This is a genomic window from Pseudomonas sp. 06C 126 (assembly GCF_001855215.1).
Taxonomy (GTDB): domain Bacteria; phylum Pseudomonadota; class Gammaproteobacteria; order Pseudomonadales; family Pseudomonadaceae; genus Aquipseudomonas; species Aquipseudomonas proteolytica.
The window spans coordinates 165,672-184,109 of record NZ_MIFU01000108.1 but is presented as its reverse complement, the minus strand read 5'-3'; the positions used below and the strand labels follow the sequence as shown (position 1 = coordinate 184,109).

At 62.0% G+C, this 18,438-nt stretch carries 18 protein-coding genes; 10 read left to right on the top strand and 8 right to left on the bottom strand.

The annotated features are described in order from the left end of the window. The first annotated feature begins 1 nt into the window (after nt 1). Nucleotides 2-277, top strand: coding sequence for a peptidylprolyl isomerase (locus BHC62_RS21735; protein WP_029293742.1), 276 nt, complete (start codon nt 2-4; stop codon nt 275-277). A 116-nt stretch (nt 278-393) separates the two neighbouring features. On the opposite strand, the gene BHC62_RS21730 is transcribed toward BHC62_RS21735, so the two are convergent. The 4 genes from BHC62_RS21730 to BHC62_RS21715 form a co-directional block, all read right to left on the bottom strand. Continuing rightward, entirely contained in the window at nt 394-1,302 is a 909-nt protein-coding gene (locus BHC62_RS21730) for a sugar kinase (RefSeq protein WP_070996110.1), read from the bottom strand. Between the two features lie 138 nt (nt 1,303-1,440). Then, a complete protein-coding gene (locus BHC62_RS21725; protein WP_070996109.1) occupies nt 1,441-2,649 on the bottom strand; it encodes an amino acid deaminase in 1,209 nt (402 codons plus the stop codon). A 17-nt stretch (nt 2,650-2,666) separates the two neighbouring features. Continuing rightward, nucleotides 2,667-3,431 carry an IclR family transcriptional regulator gene (locus BHC62_RS21720; protein ID WP_070996146.1) on the bottom strand — a complete coding sequence of 255 codons (765 nt, stop codon included), beginning with the start codon at nt 3,429-3,431 and terminating at the stop codon, nt 2,667-2,669. A gap of 179 nt (nt 3,432-3,610) precedes the next feature. Then, nucleotides 3,611-4,000 carry a RidA family protein gene (locus BHC62_RS21715; protein ID WP_029293733.1) on the bottom strand — a complete coding sequence of 130 codons (390 nt, stop codon included), beginning with the start codon at nt 3,998-4,000 and terminating at the stop codon, nt 3,611-3,613. Nucleotides 4,001-4,350: 350 nt separating this feature from the next. Here BHC62_RS21715 and BHC62_RS21710 point away from each other — a divergent pair, with 350 nt between their 5' ends. Next, on the top strand, nt 4,351-4,713 hold the full coding sequence (locus BHC62_RS21710; RefSeq protein WP_070996108.1) for a co-chaperone YbbN: 363 nt from the start codon (nt 4,351-4,353) through the stop codon (nt 4,711-4,713). Here the strand turns inward: BHC62_RS21710 and BHC62_RS21705 are convergent. From BHC62_RS21705 to rpiB, 3 genes are all read right to left on the bottom strand, one after another. Next, entirely contained in the window at nt 4,710-6,272 is a 1,563-nt protein-coding gene (locus BHC62_RS21705; RefSeq protein ID WP_029293728.1) for a TerC family protein, read from the bottom strand. The two genes, BHC62_RS21710 and BHC62_RS21705, sit on opposite strands and share 4 nt — an antisense overlap. A gap of 377 nt (nt 6,273-6,649) precedes the next feature. Continuing rightward, complete coding sequence (locus BHC62_RS21700) at nt 6,650-7,630, bottom strand: sugar-binding transcriptional regulator (RefSeq protein ID WP_029293725.1); 981 nt, start codon at nt 7,628-7,630, stop codon at nt 6,650-6,652. Between the two features lie 63 nt (nt 7,631-7,693). After that, the gene (rpiB, locus tag BHC62_RS21695; RefSeq protein ID WP_029293723.1) at nt 7,694-8,155 is read right to left on the bottom strand and encodes a ribose 5-phosphate isomerase B; all 462 of its coding nucleotides are present in this window, start codon (nt 8,153-8,155) and stop codon (nt 7,694-7,696) included. A 282-nt stretch (nt 8,156-8,437) separates the two neighbouring features. Here rpiB and BHC62_RS21690 point away from each other — a divergent pair, with 282 nt between their 5' ends. The 7 genes from BHC62_RS21690 to dhaL all read left to right on the top strand — a co-directional run bounded on the left by BHC62_RS21690 (nt 8,438) and on the right by dhaL (nt 15,816). After that, a complete protein-coding gene (locus BHC62_RS21690) occupies nt 8,438-9,925 on the top strand; it encodes a sugar ABC transporter ATP-binding protein (protein ID WP_029293721.1) in 1,488 nt (495 codons plus the stop codon). Beyond that, the gene (locus BHC62_RS21685) at nt 9,922-10,899 is read left to right on the top strand and encodes an ABC transporter permease (RefSeq protein WP_029293719.1); all 978 of its coding nucleotides are present in this window, start codon (nt 9,922-9,924) and stop codon (nt 10,897-10,899) included. Before BHC62_RS21690 ends, BHC62_RS21685 begins: the two co-directional genes overlap by 4 nt. Nucleotides 10,900-10,953: 54 nt before the next feature. Further along, nucleotides 10,954-11,961 carry a substrate-binding domain-containing protein gene (locus BHC62_RS21680; protein ID WP_070996107.1) on the top strand — a complete coding sequence of 336 codons (1,008 nt, stop codon included), beginning with the start codon at nt 10,954-10,956 and terminating at the stop codon, nt 11,959-11,961. 148 nt (nt 11,962-12,109) lie between these two features. Next, nucleotides 12,110-12,865 carry an SDR family oxidoreductase gene (locus BHC62_RS21675; protein ID WP_029293715.1) on the top strand — a complete coding sequence of 252 codons (756 nt, stop codon included), beginning with the start codon at nt 12,110-12,112 and terminating at the stop codon, nt 12,863-12,865. A 26-nt stretch (nt 12,866-12,891) separates the two neighbouring features. Then, nucleotides 12,892-14,007, top strand: coding sequence for a zinc-binding dehydrogenase (locus BHC62_RS21670; protein WP_029293713.1), 1,116 nt, complete (start codon nt 12,892-12,894; stop codon nt 14,005-14,007). A gap of 156 nt (nt 14,008-14,163) precedes the next feature. Beyond that, nucleotides 14,164-15,165, top strand: coding sequence for a dihydroxyacetone kinase subunit DhaK (locus tag BHC62_RS21665; RefSeq protein WP_070996106.1), 1,002 nt, complete (start codon nt 14,164-14,166; stop codon nt 15,163-15,165). A gap of 3 nt (nt 15,166-15,168) precedes the next feature. Beyond that, nucleotides 15,169-15,816, top strand: a complete 648-nt coding sequence (dhaL, locus tag BHC62_RS21660) for a dihydroxyacetone kinase subunit DhaL (RefSeq protein WP_070996105.1) — start codon at nt 15,169-15,171, stop codon at nt 15,814-15,816. Nucleotides 15,817-15,834: 18 nt separating this feature from the next. Here dhaL and BHC62_RS21655 read toward each other — a convergent pair whose 3' ends face one another. Then, nucleotides 15,835-16,710, bottom strand: a complete 876-nt coding sequence (locus BHC62_RS21655) for a LysR family transcriptional regulator (protein WP_070996104.1) — start codon at nt 16,708-16,710, stop codon at nt 15,835-15,837. A gap of 150 nt (nt 16,711-16,860) precedes the next feature. On the opposite strand from BHC62_RS21655, the gene BHC62_RS21650 reads away from it, so the two are divergent. After that, on the top strand, nt 16,861-18,402 hold the full coding sequence (locus tag BHC62_RS21650; protein ID WP_070996103.1) for an MFS transporter: 1,542 nt from the start codon (nt 16,861-16,863) through the stop codon (nt 18,400-18,402). Nucleotides 18,403-18,438 lie beyond the last annotated feature (36 nt).

Sequence of the window (18,438 nt, the reverse complement as noted above, 5' to 3'; positions counted from 1 at the left end):
AATGAAAGCCCAAGCCCGCCACATCCTGGTGAAGACCAGCGAGGAAGCCGAACAGCTCAAGCAGCGTATTGCCAAGGGCGAAGCCTTTGATGTGCTGGCCAAGAAATTCTCCACCTGCCCGTCCGGTAAGCGCGGCGGCGACCTCGGTGAAGTGCGGCCGGGGCAAATGGTCGGGGTGATCGATGCGGTGATTTTCAAGAAACCCCTACGGGTGGTACACGGGCCGATCAAGAGTAAGTTTGGTTACCACCTGGTGCAGGTGTTCTACCGCGACTGAGCGCTTGGCTCAAGGCCGCTATCGCAGGCAAGCCAGCTCCCACACTGGAAGGTGTGAACCCGGCCAAATGTGGGAGCCGGGCTTGCCCGCGATCCGCCGCAGGCGGCCTTACACCCTCAATCCCTGGGAATCAGCGCACCCGGAACCTGGATCACCCGGCTCGCCAGCCAATGCCCAGCCAAAGCCGCCTCTTGCGGCGAACCACCGCGCAGCCGGCTGGCCAGGTAAGCCGCACTGAACGAATCCCCCGCCGCCGTGGTGTCCACCACCTTCTCAACCACGATCGCCGGCACCGCGAAACGCTGGCCGCTTTGGCGAATCAGGCAGTCATCCGCGCCGCGCTTGAGCACCACTTCATCAACCCCCGGATAGGCCGCAAACACCTGATCGCCGTCGGCATAGCCGAACAAGGCACGTTCGTCGTCCTCGGTCAGCAAGGCCAGATCCACATGCTCCAGCACCTGCCGGTAAGCCTCGCGGGCGGCTTCGACACTGGCCCAAAGACGTGGCCGGTAGTTGTTGTCGAACACCACTCTGGCACCCCGCTGACGGGCTTCGACCAACACAGCCAGCAGGCGTGTACGCCCGACTTCACCCAACACCGCGAGGGTGATCCCGCTCAAATACAGCACATCGTAGCCCGGCAGGGCCGCCAGGATCGGTTCCGCCCCAGGGGTAGTGAAGCAATCGCGCACCGCCGCTTCGTTGCGCCAGTAGAGGAATTTGCGCTCGCCATTGGCATCGGTCTGGATGCAGTACAACCCCGGCAGACGGCCCGGCAAGCGCTGGACTCGCTGCAGGCCAAGGCCTTCGGAGGCCCATTGCGCGCACATGGCATCGCTGAAGCTGTCATCGCCCAGGGCGGTGACGTAGTCCACCGTGCTGTCTGCCCCCAGTTCGCGGCGCAGGTAGATGGCGGTGTTCAGGGTGTCGCCGCCGAAGCTCTGGTGCAGGCTGCCGTCGGCGCGGTGTTGCAGTTCGATCATGCATTCGCCGATCAGGGCGATGCGCGGGATTGGCTTCATTTCACAGTTCTCCAAATACACCTGCACTGTAGGAGCGAGCTTGCTCGCGAAAAACGCAAGATCGCCACGGGGTGTCAGACGACCAGCGTTATCGTTGACGATTTTCGCGAGCAAGCTCGCTCCTACAGTGGCCGTAGCCTAGAAGCAGGTATGCAGCGACTCGATTACCTGCAACTGCTCATCCACCAGGCACCCCACCTGCCACTTATCGAACGTCAAGCATGGGTGCGATGTGCCAAACGAGATGATGTCGCCAATCCGCAGCTCAACCCCCACCGCCACGCTCATGAACGCATGCTGGTCCATCACCGCCGTGACCTTGCAGCCACTCACGTCATCGCCCACCGCCGGCAGCACGCCGGCCTTGTAGCGCTTGAGCGGCACCGGCAAGCCCGCGTCGTAGGCCACGTCACGCTTGCCCAGGGCAATCACCGCAAACCCAGGCTCCGGCAATGACTGCACGTGGGCCCAGACTTCCAGGGCCGGACGCAGGCCTTCGCTGAGATCGCTGCGCCGGTCCAATACGCAGCATTGCGCGTCCTTGTAGATGCCGTGGTCGTGGGCCACATAGCTGCCGGGGCGCAGCACGCTGAGGAAGCGCCCCTCGGCATTTTGCGCGGCAAAGGATTCGGCGATCAGGTCATACCACGCAGAACCCGAGGCGGTGATGATCGGCTGGCCAAGGTCAAAGGCACCGCTGTTCTGCATATCCACCGCCAGGCGCACCAACGACGCGGCAAACTCGCGGATACCGCTGATGGCATGCTCGCCGTGGATAACCCCTTCGTAGCCTTCGATACCCGTGAGCGCCAGGGCCGGTTGGGCCTTGATCGCCCGCGCCAGGTCCAGCACCTCTTGCTCGCTGCGGCAACCGCAGCGACCGCCGACCACACCGTATTCGATCATCACGTTCAGCCGCAGGCCACGGGCGGCGAAGAACGCGCCCAGGTCAGCCACGTTGTCCGGGTGGTCGACCATGCAATGGAAGTCAAAGCCTGGGTCCGCCAGCAGTTCGGCGATCAACGCCATGTTCGGCGCGCCCACCAATTGGTTGGCCATCAATACCCGGCGCACACCACCGGCATAGGCGGCGCGGGTCTGCACGGCGGTGGCCAGGGTGATGCCCCAGGCGCCTTGCGCCAACTGACGCTGGAACAGCGCCGGCATCATGCTGGTCTTGCCATGGGGCGCCAGTTGCGCGCCGCTTTTGCTGACGAAGTCCTGCATCCACTGAATATTGTGTTCCAGCGCCGCGCGGTGCAGCACCAGGGCAGGCAAGCTGACGTCGCGTACCAGATGGGCACCGCTGGCGGCAGCGCCTTTTTCAACGGCATTGAAGACCGGCATGGGATTACTCCGTTTGGCTATTCATTGATACGACGGGCCAGGTTGTTGGCGCTGTCGATCAGCACCCGGCGGTAGTCGTTGTAATGGTTCTGGGCGTCGGCCCGTGGGGCGACGATGCACAGGGTCGCAATGGCGATGCCCTGGGCATCGCGCACCGGCGCGGCAAAGCAGTGGGTAAAGGTGTCGGCGACACTGTCGAAGGAAAAGAAACCATCGAGGCTGGCCTGGCGGATCTGCCCGAGAAAGGTGTCCAGGGGCAGGCATTGGCCGTCCGGCAGGATGAAGTCATCGGGGTCGATCAGATCGATGATCTGCTGGTCGCTCAAATGCCCCAGCAGCAAGCGCCCGGAGGCGGTCCAGGGGATCGGCGCGTTCTCACCGATATCCGAAGAAATCCGGAAATGCCGCTGGCCCTCGCGCATCAGCGCCACCGTGTACTTGCGCCCGTTGAGCAGGCACATCTGCGCGGTCTCGTGGGTTTGGCGGACAATTTCCTGCAACGCGTGATCGGCCTCGCGGGTCAGGTCGAAATGGCGCAAGTGAGCCTGGCCGAGGAAGTACAGTTGGCGGCCCAGGTAGACATGACCATCCTTGCCCACGGTTTCGAGAATCCGCCGCTCGAGGAGGGACGCGACCAACTCGTAGACCGTGGACTTGGGGCTGCCGATGCCACTGGCAATATCGTTGGGGCGCAGGGGCTGGCCGACTTCCTTGAGAAAATCGAGGATATCGAACGCCCGGTCGAGGCCTTTGGCGCGGCGTTTGATGGTGTCTTCGGTCATGGCAGTCTTCATCGGCATAAAAGGTCCATGTAGGAGCGGCGCTTGTGTGGGAGCGGGCTTGCTCGCGAAAGCGCTGTGTCAGCCAACAAATCTGGCACTGATACACCGCTTTCGCGAGCAAGCCCGCTCCCACCCAAACCCAGTCCACTTTGGATTTGAGTGGGCTTTAGATCAGGCATTCAGCCTTTTTTCTTGTAGGCCACGCAATCGATCTCGACCTTGCAATCAACCATCATGTTTGCCTGCACACAGGCCCGTGCCGGGGCGTGTTCGGGGGTGAAGTATTCACCGAATACCTTATTGAAACTCCAGAAATCCCGTGGGTCTTCCAGCCATACGCCCACCCGGACCACGTCTTTAAGCTCATAACCGGCCTCTGCAAGGATTGCCACCAGGTTCTTCATGGTCTGGTGAGTCTGCTCGACAATCCCGCCATTGATGATTTCGCCATCCACTGCCGGCACCTGCCCCGATACGTACAGCCAGCCATCCGCCTCCACTGCACGGGCGAATGGGCGGGGTTGGCCACCGCCGGCGGTGCTGCCGGCGCCGTAACGAGTAACGCTCATAAAATTGCTCCTTGATTAAAAATGGATATTTTTCAGGAATTGCGCCAGGCGTGGCGGAAGCCGCTTATTCCGCTGTAACGGAACACGGTATGTAACAACGGAATAAGCAGCAGAAAGTGTGCCACAGCCAGTCCCAGGAAAATATTCAAACGTTAAAGTCGTTTTAAATCATGCACATAAGAAATCGCCACGCCACCGACGCCCCGCCCGCGACGACCCACGCACTGCTACCGCGCCCCACAATCCGTTGCGATCCGACACATTGGGGTGCGCTACCTGTGAATTCTGACAGTAGACCGCCGGCCCCACCCGGCTTAGGGTTTGGCCACGGACCTGAGAAGGAGACTGTCATGGGACTGATCAACACAGTGATCGATGACGCGGATGCGTATAGACGGGCGCTGCAGACACAACGCACGGTGTTCATGCTCTTTGTATCGCCCCAGTGCCCGGCATGCGGAACGGCCAAGCCACTGTTCAGTAAAGTGGCCAGCCGCTATCGCCGCCAGGCCGCCCTTTATGTACTCGATACCAGCCAGACGCCTCGGCACCCCGCTGTCACCGGCACACCGACGCTGCTGATACTGAAAAACGGCACGCTGGTCGAAACACTCAAAGGGTTCGGCCCCTGGGAAACCCAGGAGCAGACCCTGAAGAAAACCTTCGCGCGGCACACCCGTGGCGTGCCGACCAAAAGGGCCAGGCCCCGTTAACCCACCGCGAGCGGGGTCAACAGCACCTGCGTCACCCGCCGCTCCTCCACCGCTGCCACGGTCAGGCGCCAGCCGGCGTGTTCCAGGCTGTCGCCCACTACCGGTAGGCGATCCAACAGGCTCATCACCAGGCCGGCGAGGGTCTGGTAATCCTCGGTGGCCATCGCCTGAAAACCGGTGCGCTGGCGGATCAGGTTCAGGTTCAACGCACCGTTGGCGCGGTAGCCGCCCTGCTCTTCGACGATATCCGGGCCTTCTACTTCACTGGCATCCGGCAACTCACCGGCAATGGACTCAAGAATGTCGGTCATGCTCAACACCCCCATGAAATCGCCGAATTCATTGATCACAAAAGCAATGTGCGTCGACTCCTGGCGCATCTGCTCCAGAGCGTTGAGGATCGAGAAGCTGTCGAGCAGGTTGATCGCCCGTCGCGCCAGGTGTTCCAGGTTCGGCTCATTGCCGGCCAGGTACTCCTTGAGCAGTTCCTTCTTGTGCACGAAGCCCAGGGGCTCATCCACCGCGCCGTTACGGATCAACGGCAAGCGCGAGTAGGACGAGTGCATCAGTTTCAGGCGAATGGTCTCCGGATCGTCAGCCAGATCGATGTAGTCCACATTCGCGCGCGGGGTCATCAAGGTGCGGATCGGCCGTTCGGCCAGCTGCAATACGCCGCTGATCATGATCCGTTCGCGGCGATCGAACAGCGGGCCTTGGCTATTATCGGCGCCATCCAACAGGTCGGTAACGTCCTCACCCACCTCTTCCACCGCCAGGCTGCGACCACCCAGCAAACGCATGACCGCATGGGCCGTGCGCTCACGAATCGGCCGCAGGCCTTGCGCGGACTTCTTGCGGCGCGCCCGGGCGATCTGGTTGAACACCTCGATCAGGATCGAGAAACCGATGGCCGCGTACAGGTAGCCTTTGGGGATATGGAAGCCCAGGCCTTCGGCGGTCAGAGCGAAACCGATCATCATCAAGAAGCCCAGGCACAGCATGATCACTGTCGGGTGCGCATTCACGAAGCGGGTCAGCGGCTTGCTGGCCACGATCATTACGCCGATGGACACGATCACCGCGATCATCATCACCGCCAGTTCATCCACCATGCCGACCGCAGTAATCACCGCGTCGAGGGAGAACACCGCGTCCAGCACCACGATCTGCGCCACGATCGGCCAGAACATCGCGTAGGCCGCATTGCCGGTGCGTTCGGTGACATGCCCTTCGAGCCGCTCATGCAACTCCATGGTGGCCTTGAACAACAGGAACACACCACCAAACAGCATGATCAGGTCGCGTCCGGAGAAGCTCTTGTCGAACACCTCGAACAACGGCTGGGTCAAGGTCACCAACCAGGAAATACTTGCCAACAGGCCCAGGCGCATCAGCAGTGCCAGGGACAAGCCAATCAACCGCGCACGGTCACGCTGCTCCGGTGGCAGCTTGTCCGCCAGGATCGCGATAAACACCAGGTTGTCGATGCCCAGTACCAGTTCCAGCACAATCAAGGTCAACAGGCCGAGCCAGGCCGTTGGATCCGCTAACCATTCCATATAGAAGTCTCTGTCTCTTTATTGATATTCAGAATGCCGGGCACAACAAAACGCGGTCCGATGGCCGGGAAAAGGTTAGCAGTCTGAATAGGGGATGCTTCAGCGGGAACGGCGGCAATAGAGGTCTTGGGGAAAGACGACTGGGAGGCTCCGAGAGGGTGTTCATGCAAGTCCTGCAGTGAGAAAAGGACTTTAATCCTACAGCCGAAATACAAACTTCCTACAATTTAAAACTATTACAAGATCTGTAAAAGCACCCCGCAAACCCCTGTAGGAGCCGGCTTGCGATGCACGCCCCTCGATGTATCCGTCACGCTGCGGTGATGCTATCGCAGGCAAGCCAGCTCCCACACAAGCCAGCTCCATGAGCGAGCGGGTCAGGTTTTGCGGGTTGCGTCATCCAACGCCAGGATGGTGTGGGCATTCGTTACCGTGGTTGCCAGAGTATTGATCACCCCCGAGCGCAGCGCCCCCAGCGTCGCCGCCGCCTTGGTGTTTTCACTGGCGATTGCCACTACATCTGGAATACGGAACAGCTCCTGTACCGTCAAGCCGATCACCCGCCCTTGAATGGCGTTGACCGCCGGCTGGCCATGGATGTCGATAAAGTCGTAGCCCATCATGTCGCCCACGGTGCCGGACAAACGCGCCTGGGCGATTTCCTGGGGTGAGAACCAGCCCATGCGCACCATATTGCTGTTTTCGCTCATGTCACCGATGCCGATCAGCGCCATGTCGGCCCGCCGTGCACGGTCGAGGGTGGAGCGTACGGTGTCGTTGCTGATCAGCACGCTGCGCAGTTCCGGGTTGGCCACCAGCGCCGGGGCGTACAGGCTTTCGCTTTCACCGCCAAAGCGCAGGGCCAGGCGTCGGCAGATGTGGTCGGGGTTCATGTATTCGCCAGCCTTGAGCGAACCGCCAATGGCGCAGACAAACGTGCAGTTGCGCGTCACCGGCAAAAACACATTATCGGCCACCGCTCCCACATTGCGGCCCATGCCCACGGCGACGATCATCCCGTCGCCCAGGGTCTTGTTCAGGTAGTTGGCCACCAGGCTGGCCACGGCGGAGCGCTGGGTGTCTGCGTCGCTGTGATCGACCGCGATCAACGCACGGTCCAACTGGAAGCGCTCCACCAGCGCCTGCTCCAGTTCATTGTTCATTGCCGGATGCTGCAACACCCGCACTTCGACAATCCCTTCATCGCGCGCACGCTTGAGCAGCCGGCTGACTTTGGCCCGGGACAGGTCGAACCGCTTGGCGATGGCTTCCTGAGTGACGTTCTCAAGGTAATAGAGCATCGCCACTTCGGTCATCAGATCGATATCGCTGGCGGTGCGCAGGGTGCTGTCACTCATGGGGACGGGCTTCCGTTTCGGCGTCAAAGGCGCATTCTCCCGACTCTTGCCCCGCTACGTCCACTACTGATGCCCATCACGCTCAATGGCATTGATGCGCTCGACCTTGGCCCCGGACCGCGCCGCCTCGAACTCCGAGGCCAGAAACGCGGTGACGATGCTCTTGGCCAGCTCCGCACCCACCACCCGCGCACCGATGGACAAAATCTGCGCATCGTTGCTCTTGCGCGCCCGTTCTGCCGAATAGGTGTCGTGGGCCTGGGCCGCGCGAATCCCCAGCACCTTATTGGCCGAGATGGCCATGCCGATGCCCGTGCCACACACCAGCACGCCCAGGCGCTGCTGCCCGGCGTTGATGGCCGTGGCCACCGCCAGCGCAATATCCGGGTAGAGCACCGGGGCCGTGGAGTGGGTGCCAAAGTCGGTCACCGGATACCCCAGCGCCTCGATATGGCGCTTCAACAGCTCCTTGAGCTCAAAACCTGCTTCATCACATCCGATAGCCACCGGGAAAGGTGTGTTCATGGCATTAGGCTCCGCTGCCGTGGTGAAATTTAAGACTGATCATATGATCACTCAGTGAAATTTCGATCAGCCATTTCTCGGATATTCCCCGACAACTGTCAAGCACGATTTAACTGACCTGCCAGTCAAACCCCTCTAAAACGCCACGAATTAAGAAAGAGCAGGCAATTACAAGTTTTCAATGAAAGAGATTGACTGATCAGAATTTCATTTGATACACATATGCTCACGCAGCAACACGACTGTGTACCTAATAAGAATTCACAGCACGAGGACACGCCGATGGCTACGCCATTACTGCTCCAGGCTGAACACGTCGCCAAGGCCTACGCCGGCATCCCTGCCCTGCGTGACGGCCGCCTCTCGCTGCGGGCCGGCAGTGTGCATGCCCTGTGCGGCGGCAACGGCGCCGGCAAATCCACGTTCCTCAGTATTTTGATGGGCATCACCCAGCGTGACGCCGGCAGCATCCTGCTCAATGGCGCCCCTGTGCATTTCCATCGCCCCAGTGAAGCGCTGGCGGCGGGTGTCGCGATGATCACCCAGGAGCTGGAACCGATCCCCTACATGACCGTCGCCGAAAACATCTGGCTGGGCCGCGAACCACGGCGCGCCGGCTGCATTGTCGACAGCAAGGCGCTGAACCGACGCACCCGCGAACTGCTGGAAAGCCTGGAGTTCGACGTCGAGGCTACCGCGCCCATGCATCGCTTGAGCGTGGCGCAGATCCAGTTGGTAGAGATCGCCAAGGCGTTCAGCCATGACTGCCAGGTGATGATCATGGACGAGCCCACCTCCGCCATTGGCGAGCGCGAAGCCGAAACCCTGTTCAAGGCCATCCGCCGCCTCACCGCGCGGGGCGCCGGGATCGTGTATGTGTCCCATCGCCTCAGCGAACTGGCGCAGATTGCCGACGACTACAGCATCTTCCGCGATGGCGCCTTCGTCGAAAGCGGGCGCATGGCCGATATCGACCGCGCCCACCTGGTGCGCGGCATCGTCGGCCAGGAATTGACGCGCATCGACCACAAGGTCGGCCGCGAAAGCGCCGCCGAGTGCTGCCTGGACGTCCAGGGCCTGAGCCGCAGCGGCGAGTTCCAGGACATCAGCCTGCAATTGCGCCAGGGCGAAATCCTCGGCATCTATGGGCTGATGGGCTCGGGGCGCAGCGAGTTCCTCAATTGCATTTACGGCCTGACCACCCCGGATGCCGGCAGCGTTACCCTGCAAGGCAAACCGATGCCCATCGGCCTGCCCAAGGCGACCATCCGCGCCGGCATGTCGCTGGTCACCGAAGACCGCAAGGAAAGCGGCCTGGTGCTCAGCTCCAGCATCCTCTCGAACATCGCGTTATCGGCGTACAAGCAGCTGTCGAGCTGGTCGCTGATCAATGCGCGCAAGGAAAACCAACTGGCCGAAGACATGGTCAAGCGCCTGCAGATCAAGACCACTTCCCTGGACCTGCCAGTGGCGTCCATGAGCGGCGGCAATCAGCAGAAGGTGGTGCTTGCCAAATGTCTGTCGACCCAACCGGTGTGCCTGCTGTGCGATGAGCCGACCCGGGGCATCGATGAAGGCGCCAAGCAAGAGATCTATCACTTGCTGGACCAGTTCGTGCGCGCCGGTGGTGCGGCCATCGTGGTGTCGTCGGAAGCCCCGGAGCTGCTGCACCTGAGCGACCGTATCGCCGTCTTCAAGGGTGGCCGGCTGGTGACTATCAGCAGCGACACCGCCCTTTCCCAGGAAGCCTTGTTGAGTCTTGCCTCATGAATGCCAAAACCATTACCGCCCCGCTGACCACCCCCGCGCGCAGCCGCCTGCGGCTTTCCCTCGACCGCTTTGGCCTGCCGCTGGTGTTTATCCTGCTGTGCGTGGTCATGGCGTTCTCCAGCGAATACTTCATGACCTGGCGCAACTGGATGGACATCCTGCGCCAGACCTCGATCAACGGCATCCTTGCGGTGGGCATGACCTATGTGATCCTGACCAAGGGCATCGACCTCTCGGTGGGCTCGATCCTCGCCTTCGCCGGCCTGTGCAGCGCACTGGTCGCGACCCAGGGCTACGGCCTGCTCGCCGCCGTCAGCGCCGGGATGTTTGCCGGGGCGATGCTGGGGGTGGTCAACGGCTTTATGGTGGCCAACCTGTCGATCCCGCCCTTTGTCGCCACCCTGGGCATGCTCAGCATTGCCCGAGGCATGACCTTCATCCTCAACGACGGCAGCCCGGTCACCGACCTGCCGGACGCCTACCTGGCCCTGGGCATCGGCAAGCTGGGGCCGATTGGCGTGCCGATCATCATCTTTGCCGTGGTTGCGCTGATTTTCTGGATGGTGCTGCGCTACACCACTTACGGGCGCTATGTGTACGCGGTGGGCGGCAATGAAAAAAGCGCGCGCACCTCGGGAATCGGCGTGCGCAAGGTGACGTTCTCGGTATACGTGGTCTCGGGCTTGCTCGCCGGCCTGGCAGGCGTGGTGCTGTCTGCGCGTACCACCTCGGCCCTGCCCCAGGCCGGCATGTCTTATGAGCTGGATGCGATTGCCGCGGTGGTGATCGGCGGCACCAGCCTGTCGGGCGGCGTCGGCACCATCGTCGGCACGCTGTTCGGCGCCCTGCTGATCGGGGTGATCAACAACGGCCTGAACCTGCTCGGCGTGTCCTCCTATTACCAGCAGGTCGCCAAGGGCCTGATCATCGTGCTCGCGGTGTTGATTGACGTGTGGCGCAAGAAAAAACGCTAGTCGCTTTTCCTCTGAACGAACTGAACGACCACAACAATAAACGGAGTTCTCATCATGAAAGTCGCTACATCATTTGCCGCCGTTGCGGCCCTCACCCTGCTCGCCAGCAGCATCACCCTGGCCGCCGATGGCAAGACCTACAAAGTCGGCGCTGCCGTGTACGGCCTCAAGGGCCAGTTCATGCAGAACTGGGTACGCGAGCTGAAAGAACACCCGGCGGTCAAGGACGGCACCGTGCAGCTGACCGTCTTCGACGGCAACTATGACGCCCTGACCCAGAACAACCAGATCGAAAACATGGTGACCCAGCGCTACGACGCGATCCTCTTCGTGCCCATCGACACCAAGGCCGGCGTTGGCACCGTGAAGCAGGCGATGTCCAACGATGTGGTGGTGATTGCCTCCAACACCAAGGTCGCCGATGCCAGCGTGCCGTACGTGGGCAACGATGATGTCGAGGGCGGGCGCCTGCAGGCCCAGGCCATGGTCGACAAACTCCAGGGCAAGGGCAATGTGGTGATCATCCAGGGGCCGATTGGCCAGTCGGCGCAGATCGATCGGGAAAAGGGCGAACTGGAAGTACTGGGCAAGCACCCCGGGATCAAGATCATCGAGAAAAAGACCGCCAACTGGGACCGCGCCCAGGCCCTGACCCTGACTGAAGATTGGCTGAACGCCCACCCCAAAGGCATCAACGGGGTGATCGCGCAAAACGACGACATGGCCCTCGGCGCCGTGCAGGCCCTCAAGTCCCATGGCCTGACGTCCAAGGACGTGCCCGTCACCTCCATCGACGGCATGCCCGATGCGATCCAGGCGGCAAAAAAAGATGAAGTCACCACCTTCCTGCAAGACGCCCAGGCCCAATCCCAGGGCGCACTAGATGTGGCCCTGCGCCAATTGGCCGGCAAGGACTACACGCCCAAGTCGGTGATCTGGGAGCGCTATGCCAAGGACGTGACCTGGGGCGACGGCACTGCCAAGAACTACATCCTGCCGTGGGTGCCGGTGACCAATGCAAATGCGGATGCGCTGTACCAGCAGGTCAGTGGCAACAAGTAAATATTGATGTGCAATACAGCCCAGTGTGGGAGCTGGCTTGCCTGCGATGCGAGCACCTCGGTGTATCAGGGTTACCCAGTCGCTGCTATCGCAGGCAAGCCAGCTCCCACATTTGATCTGCACTGTTTTTGAGAATGGAGTTAAACCAATGTCTGGATTCTGGAACCAAGCCTTCGACCTCAGCGGCCGTTGCGCCGTGATCACCGGCGGGGCGGCGGGGATTGGTCTGGCGTGCGCCAGCCTGCTGGTGGAGCGTGGTGCCCGCGTGGCCTTGCTCGACCGCGATCCGGCCGTGGTTGAAGTGGCCGCCAGCCTCGGCGCCGGGCATATCGGCCTTGCCGTCGACCTGCGCCAACTCGACCAGGTGCAGAGCAGCATCGACTACGTGTTCGCGCACTTCAAGCGCCTGGACTACCTGGTCAACAGCGCCGGCGTGGTGATGCTGGACAAGGCCATCGACGTCAGCGAAAACGCCTGGGACATCACCCTGGACATCAACCTCAAGGCCAGCTTCTTCGTGGCCCAGGCCTGTGCCAAATACATGCTGGCCCAGGGCAGCGGGCGCATCGTCAACCTGGCGTCCCAGGCAGCGGTGATCGGCCTGGATCGACATGTGGCGTATTGCGCGAGCAAGGCTGCGATTGTCGGCATGACCAAGGTCCTGGCCATGGAATGGGCACCGCACATCAATGTAAATGCCATCTCCCCCACCATTGTCGAGACTGCCCTGGGCAAGAAAGCCTGGGCAGGCGAAGTGGGCGAACGGGCCAAATTGCAGATCCCGGCGGGCCGTTTTGCCCAGCCCGATGAAATCGCCGGGCTGGCGTTGTACCTGCTCAGCGATGCCGCCCAGATGATCACCGGCGCCAATATGGTGATCGACGGCGGCTACAGCATTCAGTAACCCATCTATTCGTCGTGAGGTTTGTCATGTCCACCGCTACCGAACGTACCGCCGAACAACTCCACCCGGTGATCCCCAAGACCATGCAGGCCGTGGTCTGCCATGGTCCGGAAGACTATCGCCTGGAAACCGTCGACGTGCCCACCCCCGGCCCCGACGAGATTCTGACCAAGGTCGAGCTGTGCGGCATCTGCATGGGCGATATCAAGACCTATCGCGGCGCGCCATCGTTCTGGGGCGACGCCGAGCAGCCGCGCTACGTCAAGCCGCCGATGATTCCCGGGCATGAGTTTGTGTGCCGCGTGGTCGCTCTGGGCCCCGGCGCCGAGAAGCGTGGGGTGAAGGTTGGCGACCGGGTGATTTCCGAGCAGATCGTGCCCTGCTGGGGCTGCCGCTTCTGCAACCACGGCCAGTACTGGATGTGCCAGAAACACGACCTCTACGGCTTCCAGAACAACGTCCAGGGCGCCATGGCCCAATACATGATTTTCACCAAGGAAGGCATCATCCACCAAGTGCCGGACTCCATCGCGCCGGACGAGGCGATCCTGATCGAACCCCTAGCCTGCTCGCTGCACGCGGCGGAACGGGCCAATGTGGATTTCGACGATGTGGTGGTGGTGGCCGGCGCCGGCACCCTGGGCCTGGGGATCATCGGCGCGGTGCGCATGCGCAACCCCAAACGCCTGATCGTGCTCGACATGAAACCCGAACGCGCCGAACTGGCCCTGCGCATGGGTGCAGACGAGGTGTGGAACCCGGCCGAGGTCGATGTACTGGCGAAAATCCGCGAAATCACCGACGGTTATGGCTGCGACATTTACATCGAAGCCACCGGGCACCACAAGGCGGTGAACCAGGGCCTGGCGATGCTGCGCAAGCTGGGGCGCTTTGTCGAATTCAGCGTATTCAACGACGAGGCCACGGTAGATTGGTCGATCATTGGCGACCGCAAGGAACTGGACGTGCTGGGTTCGCACCTGGGGCCCTACATGTACCCACGGGCCATCGACTTTATCGGCAAGCGCAAGATCGACATGCGCGACGTAGTGACCCACAAGTTTGCGTTGGCGGATTTCAAGGAAGCGTTTGCGGTGATGGAGCGCGGGGACAAGTCCTTGAAGGTTGTGCTCGAACCCTAAAACCCCCCAACCGCTTTTTACTGTAGGAGCGAGCTTGCTCGCGAAAAACCTGAGGGCGACGCACTCATCCAGGTAGCCCGCGTTAGCGTTAACGTTTTTCGCGAGCAAGCTCGCTCCTACAGTTAGTTGCCCACAACAAGAACAGGAACCCGCGTTATGAATCGAGTCATCAACGATCCGGACCAAGTGGTCGAGGACATGCTGCGCGGCATTCTGGTCGCCCATCCCGAGCTGCGCCAAAGCGAAACCAACCCCCGCGTCATCAGCAAGGCCAAGCCGTCCAGACAAGGCTGCGTGGGCATCGTCACCGGCGGTGGCTCCGGCCATGAGCCGGCGTTTCTCGGCTACGTGGGGCCCGGCCTGGTGGACGCCGTGGCCGTCGGCGAAATTTTCTCTTCGCCCACCGCCAAAAGCTTCTTCGATGCCTTCCGCGCCGCCGATCACGGCGCGGGCGTGGCCTGCCTGTACGGCAACTATGCCGGCGACAATATGAACGTGAAGCTGGCGATGAAAATGGCCGCCAGCAAAGATATGCAGATCCGCACCGTAGTCGCCAACGATGACGTGGCGTCGGCGCCCAAGGCCGATATCGCCAAGCGGCGCGGGGTGGCCGGGGAAATCTTTATGTGGAAAATCGGCGGTGCCGCCGCCGCCCAACACTATGACCTGGATGGGGTGATCCGCGTCGCGCAGAAGGCCGTCGATCACTGCCGCTCGATCGGTATCGGCCTGACGCCCTGCACCATTGCGGCCGTGGGCAAGCCGAACTTCCAGATCCCCGATGGCCAGATGGAATTGGGTATCGGCCACCACGGCGAACCCGGCATCGAAGTGATTCCGATCGAGTCCGCCGCTGCCATGGCCACGCGCATGCTGGCACCGATCCTCGCGGATCGGGATTTCAGCCAGGATGACAGCGTGGTGGTGCTGGTCTCGGGCCTGGGCGCGACGCCGGTGATGGAGCTGTACATTTTCTACGCCGAAGTCGAAAGCCAGCTCAAGGCCAAGGGCCTGAAGATCCATCGCTGCTACGTCGGCAACTACTTCACCTCCCTGGAAATGATGGGCGTGACCCTGACCCTGCTGGGCCTGGATGCCGAACTGAAAACCCTGATCGACCAACCTTGCCGCTCCATCGGCATGACCCAGGCGGAGTAAACCATGAGCCAGCATTTCTCTACCCACGACGGCAGCGCGATTGTCGCTGACCTGGTGAGCGTGATCGTCGCCAACCGTGAATACCTCAGCGCGGTCGACGGCGCGATTGGCGATGGTGACCACGGCATCAATATGGCCAAGGGCTTCGCCCATTGTGGCCGCACCATTGAGGGCCGGCAGTTGACCCTGGCCGAGGCCCTGGATGAACTGACCCTGAGCCTGATGGAAGGCATCGGCGGCTCCATGGGCCCGCTGTATGGCAGCCTGTTTATCGGCATGGCCGACGAAGTACGCGGCTGCGAAGACATCGATGGCGCCACCTTCGCCCATTTACTGCGCGGCGGCCTGACCTCGTTGCAGGACATCACCGAAGCCGGCGTGGGCGACAAGTGTTTGATGGACACCTTGATTCCCGCGGTGGAGACGTTTGAACAGGCACAGGCAGGGGGCGCCTCCTTCGGTGATGCCCTTGAGGCGATGAAAAGTGCAGCCTCCCAGGGCCGCGACTCGACCAAGGACCTGGTGGCCAAGATCGGCCGGGCCAGCCGCCTGGGCGAACGGTCGCTGGGGGTGCTGGACGCCGGGGCGGTGTCCTGCTGCCTGATCCTCACGCAACTGGCAGACTCGATCCAACCCCGCCTGGCCCTGTAGGGGCCAGCTTGCCGGCTCCTACAGGGTGGGGTTGTGTTTGATGTGCTGGATATACCGCGCCACGGCCGGGGCCTTTTCAAAGCGCCGGTAAATCAGCGACAGCCACGACGACGCATCGCTGCCCTGGATGTGGCGGTACTGCACGCCCGGCAGGCTGACATGCCCCACCACCGATTCCGGCACCACCGCCACCCCCTGCCCCAGCGACACCAGGGCAATCACCGCCACCAGGCCTCCCGGCTGGGGCCCCAGGCGCGGGGCATACCCGCCTTGCGCGGCCACCTGCAAGGTGCCGCTGATCTGTTCGGGCAGGATGAAGGTCTCGTTCTGCAAATGCTCGCAGGTGATCGCCTTCAAGCCCAGCAGCCACGAGCCCTGGGGCAGCGCCAGGACAAAACCTTCGCTGCCCAGGCGTAGCGCCTCCACACCGTCGGGCAAGGTCATCGGTGAGCGAATGTAGCCAATGTCGTAGCGCCCTTCGGCCACCAGCCCCGGCAACAGGGCCATGGGGCTTTCCCGCACGCTGAGGCTCACATCGGCAAACTCTGCGCAAAACGCCTGCACCTGGCGTTGCAGCACCCCCGAATACACCGCCGATGCCACATAACCCAATTCGATATGGCCGATTTCGCCACGCCCGGCGCGCTGGGCATTGCGCTGGGCAAACTCGAACTGGCGCACGGTGGCCTCGGCTTCGGCCAGCAGCGCGGTACCCGCCTCGGTCAGGCTGACGTCACGCTGACGCCGGATAAACAGACGGGTGCCCAGGGTGCGCTCCATATCCTGGATCTGCCGGCTCAAGGTGGGTGGGGCAATATCCAACTGCTCGGCGGCACGTGTGAAGTTGCGGTGCCGGGCAACGGCCAGGAAGTAGCGGAAATGACGTATTTCCATTGCAGGATTAGCTCAAAGGTAATGATGTGCTTCGCCTCGGCTAACAGAACCACTGGGCGCCGACGTTAAGCTGACAGGACGCCCACAGTAGAGAGTCGCTACGATGCCCGTCAAATCCAGCTTGCCTGTTGCCTGCCAGGTAATCATGCCATGAGCCAGGTCAGCCCACGCCTTACCTTGTTGACCGCCTCGGGGGTCTGCTCGCTGATTGTCCTCGATACCAATATCGTCGCCGTGACCCTGCCGACTATCGCCCGCGACCTGGGGGCCAATTTTGCCGATATCGAATGGGTGGTCAGCGCGTATATGCTGGCGTTCGCCGCCCTGCTGTTGCCGGCCGGGAGCATTGCCGACCGCTTTGGTCGCAAGAAAACCCTGCTCTGTGGCCTGGTTATTTTTATCCTCGCCTCCCTGGGCTGTGGCGCCGCCCCCAACGTGCTGCTGCTGGATATCGCCCGCGCCGTCAAAGGTGTCGGTGCGGCGTTACTGCTGACATCAGCCCTGGCGTCCATCGGCCACGCCTTTCACGACGAACTGGAACGGGCCAAGGCCTGGGCCTTCTGGGGCGCCTGCATGGGCGTGGCGATGACCGCCGCGCCGACCCTCGGCGGCCTGATTACCCACTACCTGGGCTGGCGCTGGATTTTCTACCTCAACCTGCCGGTGGGCCTGGCGTTACTGGCGCTGGTCCTGCATGCCATACCGGAATCGCGCGACAGCCAATCGGCGCGCCTCGACCCTTGGGGCAGCCTGACCTTCAGCGCCAGCCTGCTATGCCTGATCTGGGGCCTGATCGAAGCCAACCGGATCGGCTGGGACAACCCGTTGACCTCTGCGCGACTGCTTGGCGGCGCGTTCCTGCTGGGCCTGTTTGTGTGGGTGGAGCGCTTGCAACACCGACCGATGGTGGACCTGCAACTGTTCCAGCACCCACGGTTTATCGGCGCGTTGCTGGGGATGTTTGCCTATGCCGGCTGTGCCCAGGTAATGATGACGCTGCTGCCGTTTTACCTGCAGAACGGCCTGGGGTTTTCTGCGATTGCCTCGGGCTTGGGGATGCTGCCGTTTGCCCTGACCATGCTGATCTGCCCACGTATCGGCGCACGCCTGGCCAGCCGCTTTGCCCCGGCCACCCTGATGGCGGCCGGGCTGGCCTTGGTGGGCAGCGGCAACCTGCTCAGTGCCTGGGCCGTGAGTGTCGGCGGTTATCTACCGTTCGCCCTGGCAATTGCAGTGACCGGCGCCGGTGCCGGGCTGCTTAATGGCGATACCCAGAAAAACATCATGGCCTGCGTGCCGAGGGACCGGGCGGGCATGGCCTCGGGCATGAGTACCACCATGCGTTTCAGCGCGATCATGTTGGCGATCGGGGTGTACGGGGCACTGCTGGCCAGCCATAGCGAGCATCTGCTGCAAGCCAGCCTTGGCGCGCAATGGCAGGCTCAGGTACCGGGGATTGCCTCGCGGGTGGTGGCCGGGGACATGCCTGCGGCCATGGCGCTGCTGCCGGAATCGGCGCAAGGGCAAGTGCAACCTTTGGCCTGGCAGGCGTTTGTCGGTGGGTTTGGCCGGGTATTGTGGGTGGCGGGAGTGTTGAGCCTGCTGGGGGCGCTGGTGGTGGGCCTGCTGATGAGGCATCCGATTCCCACACCTTGTAGGAGCGAGCTTGCTCGCGAAGGTCGTCAACGGTAACGCGGGTTTGTTGGATGACCGCGTTGGTCTTGAGTT